This is a genomic window from Streptomyces sp. NPDC006339, from assembly GCF_040612775.1.
GTDB lineage: Bacteria > Actinomycetota > Actinomycetes > Streptomycetales > Streptomycetaceae > Streptomyces.
In genome coordinates, this window is sequence record NZ_JBEXQW010000050.1 from 12416 (window position 1) to 24376 (window position 11961).

The window sequence follows — 11961 nt, forward strand, 5'->3', positions numbered from 1 at the left end:
TGAGGAAAGGCGAGAAGACCGTGAGCAAGACGGCTGTTCCGGCCAGCGCGGGCCCCGTACCCGCGCAGGCGGCGCCCCCGCAGATCCCCAGCGCGACGGCCGGGTTCAGGGCCCGCAGGCGACGCCCCGGCATGTACGCGCTCGCCGTGGCACTGATCGCCGCCGGCGGCAGCGGCGGGTTCCTCGCTTTCCAGGCCACGGGGGAGCGGACCCCGGTCCTCGCCGTGGCCAGGTCAGTCCAGGCCGGCGACGTCATCAAGGACGCCGACCTGATCGAAGCCCAAGTACAGCTCGACCCCGCCCTCAAGCCGGTGCCGGCCGCGGACCGCGACAAGATCGTCGGCAAGCGGGCCGCGGTCGCCCTGACCCCGGGTTCGATGCTGACCCAGGGCCAGGTCACCACCCGCACCCTGGTCAAGCCGGGGGAGCGGCTTGTCGGCATCGGGCTGAAGGCGGCCCAGATGCCCGCGACCCGGCTGTCCCCGGGCGACAAGGTCCTCGTGGTCGCCACCCCTGCCGACGGGCAGACCACCCCGGCCGGCAAGGACGACGCGGAGCCGCGGCAGATCGCCGCCCGGATCGTGCGCGTGGGGGAGAAGCAGGCCTCGACCGGCGACACGGTTGTCGACGTCGCCGTCCCGTCCCAGTTCGGGCCCGCACTCGCCGCGCAGGCCGCGACCGGCAACGTCGCCCTGGTCGTCGACGCCCCCGGAGAGTCCTGATGGCCGTGATCACCCTGGTCGGGCTGCCCGGTGCCCCCGGCGCAACGACCAGCGCCCTCGCGCTGCTGCGGACCTGGCCCCTGGAACCAGGCCGACGCATGGTGCTCGCCGAGTGCGACCCCGACGGCGGGGCGGTCCTGCCCGGCGCCTTCCAAGGCGAAGTCGGAGCCGAATGGGGACTACGGAATCTGGCCCTGTCCTCCCGCACCCAGGACCTCGTCACCGCGTTCTGGCCGCAGCTCATCGCCGTGGAGAACGACGAACGCCGCAGCGAGCGCAACCGGCTCCTGCTGCCCGGACTGACCTCCATCGACCAGGCCCCAAGCCTCACCCCCGTATGGGGACAGCTCGCCGACCTGTTCGCCGGCATCGAGCATCACGGCCACGACGTCATCGTCGACCTCGGGCGCACCGGCGCCTTCGGCCCGGCCGGCGTCCTCGCACTGCGCGCCGACCTGGTCCTCGTCGTCGTCCGCGGAACCATCCGCAGCCTCCACGCCGCCAACTCCCGGATCAAGGCCCTGCGCACCCTGATGGACGGCGAGACCGGCCGCGGATCAGGAGCACTCGGCCTGCTCCTGATCCGGCAAGGCCCCAACGGGCCCCGCGAGGTCGAGAGCGAGCTTGGAGTGCGTGTCGTAGCGACCCTGCCCTACCGCCCGGACGAGGCCGCGGTGCTGTCCGACGGCGCCCCCGAAGGCGGCAAGTTCATGGCCTCGAAGCTGATGACCGCCGCCCGGGACGCGACCACCCCGATCCGCCAGCACATCGCCACCCGCCGGGCCCGCCTGACCTCCCCGCTCCAACAGCGGCTGCAGGGAGGTGTCCCCGGTGCGCGCTGACCCCCTGCACCCCGCTCCCGTGCCTCACGGCATGCCGACCGCGCAGCCGATGCCGCCCCGCCCGGCCGGGCCTCCCGCTCAGGACCCGCGTCAGACGACCCGCGCCGGCCACTCGGCCCTGGCCACCTACGAGGCCGGCCGGACCGCCGCACCGCGCGTCCGGGTCGACGCGAAGGCTGCCAGCGAGCTCAAGCGGCAGGTCAACAACCAGCTCATGGCCGAGGCCAAGACGAATCCGTCGCTCGTGGGCCAAGTCCGCGAGCAGCGGGCCCGTGCCCTGATCAGCGAGCGCGTCGCCGTCTGGGGAGACGCCGCGCGGCAGACCCGCGCCGTCACCCCGGCAGAGGAAGACCAGCTCGCCGCGCTCGTCTTCGACATGCTCTTCCGCTCCGGCCGGCTCCAGCGCTACCTCGACGACCCGCGCATCGAGGACATCTACATCAACGGGCACGACCGGGTGTTCCTGAAATACGCCGGCGACGGTGACCCGGTCCCCGCCGAACCGGTGGCCGAATCCGAAGAAGAGCTACAGGAGCTCGTGCGCGACCTGATCCGGAACTCCGGGCAGTCGGGCCGGACCTTCTCCACCGCCAGCCCGGACGCTGCGATCCGCCTGCCCGACGGCTCCCGCCTGCAGGCCCTGCATCCCGAGATCACCGGTGAAGGCACCTTCGTCACGATTCGCCGCCACGGCCTGCAAAACGCCACCCTCGACGACCTCGTCCAGGCCGGCACCATGGACAGCACCATCGCCGCGCTGCTGCGCGCCTGCGTGAAGGCGCGCCGCAACGTGATCGTCGTCGGCGAGCAGTCGTCCGGCAAGACCACCCTGATGCGCGCCCTGCTGCGGGAGATCCCCCAGCACGAGCGGTTCGGCACGATCGAGACCGAGTTCGAGCTGTGGGCGCACAAGAACGGCTACCACACGCAGGTCGTGCCGATGGAGGCCCGAGAGTCCAACGGCGAACGCGTCAACGGCCAGATGACCGGCGAGATCACCCTGCTCGACCTCATGTACCGGGCCAAGCGAATGAGCCTCAAGCGCGTGGTCGTCGGCGAGGTCCGCGGCCCGGAAATCACCGCGATGATGCAGGCCCTGACCAGCGACCGCCCCGGCAGCATGTGCACGATGCACGCCTCCGAGCCGCACGTCGTCTTCGACCGCATCGCCGAGCTCTACCTCCTGGCCCGCGGCAACTTCTCCGAGCAGCTCGCCTACCGGCAGATCGCCAACGGCCTGCACTTCGTGGTCTTCATGTCCGTCGACGACCACGGCCGCCGCCTCGTCTCCCACATCCTCGAGATCACCGGCATCGGAGAGATGGGCCGCCCCGCCTACAACGAGATCTTCCGCCCCGCCTCCGAAACCGACCTGCGCCCGGTGCCCGCCGCCCCGCTCTCAGCACGTTCCCGCCGTCGATTGGAGCAGGCTGGGTTCCCCGCGCACCTGCTGGACCAGCAGCCGGCCTGGGGGGTGGGCGCCTGATGGGAGCTCTCTGGTGGACCCTGTGCGGCGCGCTCGTCGCCGGCGGAGTCCTTGCCGCGATCCTCGCCACCATCGGAACGACCGCCCCCAAGACCGCGGGCCCGGCCGCCCGCCTGCGTACGGCGTGGACCGGCGGCCCCGGTACGCACCAGCAGGCGGCCCGCCGCCGCGCTCTGCTGACGACCGCCGGCGTCACGTTCGTCGTGGTGTGGTTCGCCTCGGGCGCGTTCGTCGCCGCTCTGCTGCTGGGTGCCGGCGTCGTCGGCGTTCCGTGGCTGCTGACCCCGACCGCCGGCGGGAAGGCCCGCATCACCAAGCTGGAGGCGCTCGCGGACTGGACCCAGCGTCTGTCGGAGATCCTGCGCCTCGGCTTCGCCCTGGAACAGGCGCTGATCACCAGCCGCAAGAACCCGCCGCCGGCGATCACCGACGAGGTGGCCGAACTCGCCGACAAGATCAAGGCAGGCTGGTCGCCCGCGGACGCGCTGCGCGACTTCGCCGACCGCCTCGACGACGTCACCGCCGACAAGGCCTGCGCGGCCCTGATCCTGTGCGCCGTCGACCCCGGCCCGGGCCTCGCCCAGGTCCTCGAGGACACCGCCGCCCAGCTACGCGAGGAAGTCTCCGCCCGCCGGAAGATCGAAGCCGACCGCGCCAAGTCCCGCACTGCCGTTCGCACCATGACCCTCATCTGTACGGGCCTCGTCCTGGCCGGCTTCCTCATCCCCTACACCGCCCCCTACACCACACTGCTCGGCCAGCTCGTTCTCGCACTCCTGGGGTCCGCGTTCGCCGCCGTGCTGTGGTGGACCCGGCGCCTTGCCAGCCACCAGCCCGTACCCCGCTTCCTGATCAACGACCCGCGCAGCCGCGTCAAGCAGCCCGACACGGTGGGAGAGACCTCGTGAGCCAGACCGCCCTGGTCGTGTGCGGCGCCGCCGTGGGTGCCGGAGTGGCCCTGCTGGCGGGCGAACTGCTGCCGTCCGCCCCGCGCCTCGGGCCTGCGCTGCGGCGCCTCGACCCGCCCACCTCCCGCCCCGGACAGCACCCCGCACGGCAGCATGCCCTTGGTGATGCGTGGGCCGGACGTCTCGCCGAGCGGATGCCGGGCCGGCTGCCGCGGGCCGACCTCGACCTGCTGGCCCAGAGCCCAGAGCAGTTCGTCACCAACAAAGTCGCCCTGGCCATGCTCGGCCTGCTCGTCCCGCTCGTTCCCGCGATCGGCTGGGTGCTCATGGGCCTCAGCGTGCCGCTCTACCTTCCGGCGATCGCGGGCGTCCTGCTCGCACCGGTGCTCTGGTTCGTGCCCGACTGGGCGGTCAAGTCCGAGGCGGCCAAGGCGCGCACCGAGTTCGCGCACGCGGCCGCCGCCTGGATGGACCTTGTCGCCACCCGCATGGCCTCCAACGTCGCCGCCGACCAGGCCCTCGAAGACGCAGCCCGCATCGGCCGCGGCTGGGCCTTCTCCCGCATCCAAGAAGCCCTCCTGCGCGCCCGGACGGAGAAGTCCTCGCCCTGGCAGGCCCTCGATGACCTCGGCACCGAGCTGAACCTGCAGGTCCTCACCGACGTCGCCGACATCATGCGCCTGTCCTCCGACGACGGCGCCTCCGTCTACGACACCCTGCGCAACCGGGCCAAGAGCCTCACAAACGAGCTGCTCACCGCCGAGGCGGCACGCGCCAACGCTGACAGCGAGAAGCTCCACACCCCGGCAGCACTGCTGGCCGTCATCGCCATGATCGCCATGGCGTTCCCGGCCGTCCTCAACATCTTCTCCATCTGACTGAACCACCCCGGGCTACGCCCGGACGACCGGAAGGATCCACTCGTGAAGAGCCCGCTCCTCTACGCCCAGGCCGTGCTCACCGTCACCGCCGCCGCCCTTCGCTCCCGCCTCGAGTCCGCGGTGCAGCAGGCGAAGGCCAACGGCGACCGCGGCGACAGCCCCATCTCCACCGTCGTCATCATCATTGCCGCCGTCACTGGCGCCATCCTCATCGCCGGCGGACTGGCCGCCGCCTACGGCCGGGCCAACGGCAAGCTCAACGGCATCCTTGGCGGCTGACGCCCAGAACCAGGACGCCACCATGCCCCCGCTCAGCCCCGCGCCGAACGACCGGGACAGAGGATCCGCCCCCTTGCAGGTGGCGATCATCTTCCCGGTCGTCATCCTGCTCATCTTCGGGATCGTGCAGGGCTTCACCATCGCCTGGGCGCACAACGCCGTCGCCACCGCCGCCCGCGAAGGCGTCGCCGCAGGGCGCATGTACGAGGCGAGCCCGCAGGACGGCGCGGCCAAGGCGCGCCAGGCGGCCGCCGACCTCGGGGGCAACCTCCTCACCGGCGTCCACGTCTCCACCGCCGGCAGCAGCACCGACCGGCTGCGCATCCGTGTTGAGGGCCAGGCCGTCTCCCTCGTCCCCGGACTCGGTGGCATCACCGTGACCTCCACCGCTTCCGGCCCCGTCGAAAAGTGGACCGATCCGGGAGGCAACTGATGCTCGCGCGCTGGAAGACCGCTCTGCGACGCGGCGACCAGGGGGACGTGGCCATCGAAGCGGTCATCGTCGTCCCCCTGCTGCTCGCGCTCGCCCTGGTTGTCATCGCCGGCGGCCGCCTTTCGCTGGCAGCGCAGAAGACCGACGCAGCCGCGCAGTCCGCCGCCCGCGCCGCCTCCCTCGAACGCGATCCCGCCGCTGGGCAAGCCGCCGCTCAGGCCGCGGCCGCCGACGTCCTCGCCCATGAAGACCAGCCCTGCACGTCCACCCGCGTACGCGCCACGACCAGCGGACTGGGTGCACAGCTCGGCCAGGTCTCCTCCGTCACCGTCACCGTCTCGTGCACCGTCCCCCTCGGCGACCTGCTGCTCTTGGGCGGAGGCCCCGGCGTCCGCACGGTCTCCTCCTCCTTCACCTCCATCGTCGACGCCTACCGGGGACGCGGATGACCACGAAGAACCGTTCGCTCCGCGGCCGCCTCTTCCGTCACCTCGCGTGCCGTCTCGAACTCGCCGACGACCGTGGCGGGATCGCCCCGTTCATCGCCATCATCACCGTCCCGCTCCTCCTGCTCGGCGGTCTCCTCGCCGTCGACGCCTTCGGCGTCAGCCGCGCTCACGAACGCACCGACGCCGTCGCCACCGAAGCCGCCCGCGCCGCCGCTCAGGCCATCGACCCTGCACGAGCGGTCACCGGCGAAGCTGTCGTCGCCGACCCCGCCAAGGCCGCCGCGGCCGCTCGCACCTACCTCCAACGCGCAGGCGCCGGCGGCACCGTCACCGTCACCGACGCGGGCCACCGGATCACCATCCGCGCGACCGGCACCTACACCGGCGTGTTCGTTCCCAAGACCTGGACCGTGAGCGCCACCAGCTCCGCCACCCTCCTCCACGGCATCAACCAACCCGAGAAGGACTGACCCGATGCCCGCTCACCGCTCCCTCGGGCGGCGCCTGCCCCGCGCCCTGGCCAGCGCGCTCGTCCTCGCCGCCGCCACCGCCGGCCTGCCCTGGATCCTCGCCAAGGCCACCGCCGCTGTGTGGGCACCAGGCATCGACGCTGTCACCCACCTGCTCACCCGCCCCGACACCGGCAACGCCTTCGTCCTCGCCCTGTGCCTCGTCGGCTGGATCGCCTGGGCGAGCTTCACACTCTCGCTCCTGGTGGAGATCCCGGCCCAGCTCCGCGGCCGCACCGCCCCCCGCCTCCCGGGTCTGCGCCTGTCCCAGCGCGCGGCCGGCACCCTCGTCAGCGGCATCATCGTGCTGTTCACCTCCAGCACCCTCGCCTCCGCCACCCCCGCCCTGGCCCACCCCACCGCCGGCCAGCCCGCCACCGCGGCCGCGCCCGCCGCCGTCACCGCCCAGCCCAGCATCCCCCAGACAGCCACCACGGCAGCGCCGACCGCCGAGAACACCTACACGGTCCGCGCCGTGCGACCGGCCGAGAGCCTGTGGTCCATCGCGGAGAAGCTCTACGGACACGGCGAGCTCTACACGAAGATCGCCGACGCCAACGAGGGCCGCACCATGACCGACGGCCGCGTCTTCCACGCCGACGCCCCCATCCAGCCCGGCTGGGTCCTGCGCCTGCCCGAGGCACCCACCACCGCACCGGCCGCGCCCGCCCGCCCCGCCGACAACCAGACCCCCGACTCCCACACGGTGGGGGAGGGCGAGACCCTGTGGGGCATCGCCAAAGACGAACTCGGTGACGGCGAGCGGTACAACGAACTCTTCCAGGCGAACAAGGGCGTGCCCCAGCCGGACGGGAGCCGTCTCACCGATCCCGACGAGCTCCAGGTCGGCTGGAAGCTCCAGATTCCCCACGCGACCGTCCCGGCAGAGCCGCCCGCTCACCACAGCACCCCGCCGCCCAAGCCCCGCCCGGCCGATGACGGCCCCGCCGCCGACACGGCACCGCCGTCCCCGGCCAAGCCAACGGCCGAAGCCACTCCGCCCCATACCGGCGCCCGTCCCGGAGCGATTCCTACGCACCCGGCTTCTCCCCCTGCCACCGCGACGGCCGCTCCGACCACACCTCCGGCCTCGACCGCACCTCCCGCTCCCGCCCCGGCCACGAGCGTCCCCGCCCAGACCGGCCCCGGCGCCACCACGCCTGCCGCCTCCACGTCCGCGGCGCCTACGCCGCAGCCGGCCGACGACCAGGAGCAGGGCGGGGCCGGCGTACGTGAGGCCGCCGGCATCGGAATGCTCGTCGCCGGAGGCCTGCTCGCCTCTCTCGGCACCAAGCGCCTGCTGCAGCGCCGCCGCCGCAAGCCCGGTGAGCTGCCCGCCACCACCGAGCACGCCGCCGAACACACCCTGCACGCCGCCACCGAACCCAGCAGCATGCAACTCCTCGACCTCGCCCTGCGCACCCTTGCTCACCACGCCGCCGACCAGGACGTCGAACTGCCCCAGGTCGCCGGAGCGCGGATCACCGACCGCACGGTCGAACTCCTCCTCGCCCCCGCCGAGACCGACCGTGACGACGAGGACAACACCACCGCCGGCGAGGTCGTGCTCGCCCCCTTCACCCCGCAGGCCGCCGACCGCTGGGTCCTGGACCGCACCCAGGACCTGCTCGACCCGGACGACGCCGCCCTCGTGCCCGCCCCCTACCCGGGCCTGGTCACCCTCGGCACCGACCCCGACGGCAACCACCTGCTCATCAACCTCACCGTCTCCCGAGTCCTGCTCCTCGACGGCACCCCCGACGCCGTACGCGACACCGCCCGCGTCCTCGCCCTCGAAGCCGCCACCAGCACCTGGAGCGACCACTCCGAGATCCTCACCGTCGGCCTCGGCGAGGAACTACCCACCCTGCTCCCCACCAGCCGGCTCCGGGCCGTCCCGAACTTGAAGGCCGCCAGCACCGACCTCGCCGAACTCCTCCTGGAACAGCGCCAGACAGCCGGCACCGACGACGCCCCGATCCGCCTGCCCTGGACGCTCGTGTGCGCCGCCGACATAGAGGAAGAGGAGGCCCGCCTGCTGGCTGACACCCTCACGGCGGCCCGCGACCTGCCCGTTGCCCTCGTCCTGCCCGCGCAAGGCACCGCCGGCGCCTTCGGGTCCTTCGACGAAGCCGTCCAGCTCGCCGTCGGCCCCAGCGCCGCTCAGCGCGTCGAGGCCCTCGGCAGCGACCTGATCGTCCAGTCCCTGAACGAGACCGAGTACGAGGAGTTCCTCGACCTGCTGCGAACCGCGGACGAGCCCGCTCGACCCGCGGAAGGACCGTGGAAGTCCGTCCCGCCCGTCCAGGTCACCCTCACCACCCCAGCCGACGGCGAGCACTCGACCAGCCCGGCAGCACTGCCCGGCACCCCGTTCTCCGCCCTCACGGCAAGCAGTCGGAACCTCGCTCCTGTTCCACCGGTCGCGCCCGTGGAACCGGAACAGCACCTTCCCACCGCTCCAGCCCCAAGCTCTGGCACCGACAGCCCGCAGACCGAGGCCAGTGCGCCCGAGCCCGCAGGAAACCTGCACATGCCAGCCGAACTCACCGCTGCCTCCGCCCCTGAGCCCGAACCCCTCCCTCAAGAACCGGTCGACCTGCATGCCCCCGAAGTTCAGGTCCTCGGACCCGTCACTGTCACCGGCATCAGCGCCTCCGGCCACGGCCCCAAGCTCGCCCAGCTTGCCGCCTACCTCTACTTCAAGCCCAGCAGTCCCGACGCTGTCGCCGAGGCCATGGACCCCCGCCGCCCGTGGTCCAAAGCAACCCTGCAGACCCGGATCTCCGAACTCCGCAACCGCCTCGGCGCCGACCAGGACGGCAACCTCTACCTCCCGCGCGACCGCACCGGTATCTACAAGTTCTCCCCGAAGGTCCGCAGCGACTGGGACCGGTTCACACGCCTTGCCGAGCGCGGCCTCACCAAGGGCCCCTCCACCGGAACCGCCGACCTCGAAGCCGCCCTCGGCCTCGTCCGAGGCCGCCCCTTCGGCGACACCCCTCCTGCCTGGGCCGCGACCCGCGTCCAGGAGATCCTCGCCCGCATCACCGACACCGCCCACACCCTCGCCACCTGGCACCGCACCGGCCCCCGCCCCGACCTCGATGCCGCCCGCCGCGCCATCCGCCTCGGCCTCGACATCGACGACAGCGCCGAACTCCTCTACCAGGACTGGATGCTCATTGAGGACCAGGCCGGCAACCGCCACGGCGTTCAGGCCGCGTACGAAACCCTCCTCACCATCAACCGGCGCCTGGACGTCAGCACCGAACCCGACACCGAAGCCCTCTACGAGCGCATCGTGAGCCGCAGCGCCTGACCCACCACGGCCGGTTCCTGCACGGCAGACCCGAACACCTGGCCGTGGTGAGTACCCCCTGAAGGCGCTCACCACGGCGGAGGGCCGCCTCCCGCGAGGAGTTGCGCCCCCGTGACATCGGGGCGTTCCCCATGGTCAGCGCCATGGTGAGGAGAGCGTCGAACCTGGGACGTCCACGTCCCCGAGCTCCTCAAGGAGCCACCGATGTCATCCACCCCACGCGCCCGCGACCTCGACGAGGCCCTGGACACCCTGGCCACCGCCGCCGGGAACTTCTTCACCGGGCAGGACCTCGACGGAGTGCAGCGCACCGATGCCACGTTCTGGCGCCCGGGAACCCGCGTTCTGGCGAAGACCGACGGGCCCGTTCGCCGCGCCTCCTACCGGGCCGGGTGGCAGCGCCTGGCCGTCCGCGCCGCGACACTGGCCGCTGCCGCCGGCGGCAGCTACGGCTACTGGCAGCACCCCGAGGTTGTCCTCCAGGCCCTCACCTACGGCGGCCCGGTCGCTGCGGCCGCGGCCGCAGCAGGAGGAATCGCCCTCGGCATGGCGGGCCGGGAGCGGCGCGAGCTGATGCGTGAGTGGGTCGAGCCGCTCCACCAGGCGCTGGTGGACCCTCTCGGGATCCCGGAAGCCAGCGACCCGCGCCGCTACCTCCATGTCCCCGTGAACTTCACCGACGACGATGCCGAGATCCGCATCGACCTGCCCGTGCATCTGAAGTTCAACCGCGACCAGATCGCCGAGGTCGTCATGCAGAAGCTCGCCCTGCAGAACGCCTCCTTCTCCTGGCGGCTCGCCGGACGCGATACCCACCTCATCGTCAAGAAGAAGCACCAGCCGCCGGCCAGCCTCAACCTCGACGACCCCGGCGTGCGCGACCTCCTGGCCGGCATGCCGGAATCCGCTCCACTGATCGGGCTCGGTGCCGGAAAGAAGCCCGTCTCCGTCGACCTCGACCACGATTCCCCGCACGTCTTGATCTCCGCCGGCACTGGCGGCGGCAAGTCCACCATCCTCCGCACGATCGCCAGCCAGTTCCTCCACAACGGAGCCGACGCGTTCATCCTCGACTTCAAGCGCATCAGCCACGGCTGGGCCCGCGGCGTGCCCGGGGTGACGTACTGCCGCGACATCGCAGACATCCACGACGCGCTGCTCCGCCTGGGCCACGAGGGCCAGCGTCGGATCCGGCTCGCCGAACAGCTCGGCGATGACGTACTCGCCGCCGAACCGGAGAAGGTCGGCCCCCGGATCGTGATCCTCCTGGAGGAGGTCAACGCGACGATGAAGCAGCTCGCGAGGTACTGGGACAAGATCCGCGAGACGGGTGACCCGAAGACCTCTCCAGCCATCGACGCGCTCGCCGAGATCCTGTTCATGGGACGCCAGGTTCGTCTCCACGTGCTGCTCGTCGCCCAGTCAGCTACGGCCCGCGCGCTCGGCGGCCCGGAGATGCGGGAGAACTTCTCTACGCGCATCCTCGTCCGCTACACCCTCAACGCCTGGCGCATGCTCGTGCCCGAGGTCCACCCTGCCCCGAAGCCGACCCGGCATCCCGGCCGGGTACAAGTCGTGCTCGGCGGCGTCGCCAGGGAAACCCAGGTGCTCAACCTCTCCGAGGCAGAAGCTCGCGCATGGGCGGTTGCTGGCGTCCCAGGGCGCTCCCGGACAGCCGCAGCCCCGGCAGCCACCGTCCTGTCGGGACCTCGCGCTACCGCCTCCAATGCGAGCCCGGCACCAGCACCGCTCCCCACTTCGCCGGAGCCAGGGCCCGCACGCCCCGATGCTGACGACCTCACCGGGCTCCGTCAGGCCCAGAAGGACCTCCCCTCCATCTCTCTCGCGGCCCTGCGCTGGGCACGTGCCAATGACCCCGACTTTCCCGAGCCGGAGGACAAGCGAGGCAGAGAATTCCTCTATCGCGTCGATGACCTGAAGCGATGGGCGCGTAACCGGCCTCGCGCCAGCGGCGCTGGGCCCAGTAATGCCGACAGTGCAGAGGAAGCTCGCACGGCATAGGGGGATGCCGCCCACAGTCGGCCAGGCCGCCGCTCCTACTCGCTCCGACCCGGTGACTCGCACGTTGCCCCGAACGGGAGAACGTTGCCCGGCAGCGTGACGTTTGCC

At 72.0% G+C, this 11961-nt stretch carries 11 protein-coding genes; all 11 read left to right on the forward strand.

Translation table 11 applies throughout. The features are described 5' to 3' along the window. Positions 1–20: 20 nt before the first annotated feature. The 11 genes from ABZ135_RS31240 (at position 21) to ABZ135_RS31290 (ending at position 11853) form a co-directional block, all read left to right on the forward strand. The gene (locus ABZ135_RS31240) at positions 21–722 is read left to right on the forward strand and encodes an SAF domain-containing protein (RefSeq protein ID WP_356700446.1); all 702 of its coding nucleotides are present in this window, start codon (positions 21–23) and stop codon (positions 720–722) included. Next, the gene (locus ABZ135_RS31245) at positions 722–1564 is read left to right on the forward strand and encodes a hypothetical protein (RefSeq protein WP_356700448.1); all 843 of its coding nucleotides are present in this window, start codon (positions 722–724) and stop codon (positions 1562–1564) included. The genes ABZ135_RS31240 and ABZ135_RS31245 overlap by 1 nt, the downstream gene beginning before the upstream one ends. After that, positions 1554–3050, forward strand: coding sequence for an ATPase, T2SS/T4P/T4SS family (locus ABZ135_RS31250; protein ID WP_356700450.1), 1497 nt, complete (start codon positions 1554–1556; stop codon positions 3048–3050). Before ABZ135_RS31245 ends, ABZ135_RS31250 begins: the two co-directional genes overlap by 11 nt. Beyond that, complete coding sequence (locus tag ABZ135_RS31255; RefSeq protein ID WP_356700452.1) at positions 3050–3958, forward strand: type II secretion system F family protein; 909 nt, start codon at positions 3050–3052, stop codon at positions 3956–3958. The genes ABZ135_RS31250 and ABZ135_RS31255 overlap by 1 nt, the downstream gene beginning before the upstream one ends. Further along, entirely contained in the window at positions 3955–4836 is an 882-nt protein-coding gene (locus ABZ135_RS31260) for a type II secretion system F family protein (RefSeq protein ID WP_356700454.1), read from the forward strand. The genes ABZ135_RS31255 and ABZ135_RS31260 overlap by 4 nt, the downstream gene beginning before the upstream one ends. A gap of 45 nt (positions 4837–4881) precedes the next feature. After that, on the forward strand, positions 4882–5118 hold the full coding sequence (locus ABZ135_RS31265; protein ID WP_356700456.1) for a hypothetical protein: 237 nt from the start codon (positions 4882–4884) through the stop codon (positions 5116–5118). Positions 5119–5191: 73 nt separating this feature from the next. Continuing rightward, positions 5192–5551 carry a TadE family protein gene (locus ABZ135_RS31270; protein WP_356700458.1) on the forward strand — a complete coding sequence of 120 codons (360 nt, stop codon included), beginning with the start codon at positions 5192–5194 and terminating at the stop codon, positions 5549–5551. Further along, complete coding sequence (locus ABZ135_RS31275) at positions 5551–6000, forward strand: TadE/TadG family type IV pilus assembly protein (RefSeq protein ID WP_356700460.1); 450 nt, start codon at positions 5551–5553, stop codon at positions 5998–6000. The genes ABZ135_RS31270 and ABZ135_RS31275 overlap by 1 nt, the downstream gene beginning before the upstream one ends. Next, positions 5997–6470, forward strand: coding sequence for a pilus assembly protein TadG-related protein (locus ABZ135_RS31280; protein WP_356700462.1), 474 nt, complete (start codon positions 5997–5999; stop codon positions 6468–6470). The genes ABZ135_RS31275 and ABZ135_RS31280 overlap by 4 nt, the downstream gene beginning before the upstream one ends. A 4-nt stretch (positions 6471–6474) precedes the next feature. Further along, complete coding sequence (locus ABZ135_RS31285) at positions 6475–9831, forward strand: LysM peptidoglycan-binding domain-containing protein (protein ID WP_356700464.1); 3357 nt, start codon at positions 6475–6477, stop codon at positions 9829–9831. 204 nt (positions 9832–10035) lie between these two features. Beyond that, positions 10036–11853, forward strand: coding sequence for a DUF87 domain-containing protein (locus ABZ135_RS31290; protein ID WP_356700466.1), 1818 nt, complete (start codon positions 10036–10038; stop codon positions 11851–11853). The last annotated feature ends 108 nt before the right edge of the window (positions 11854–11961 follow it).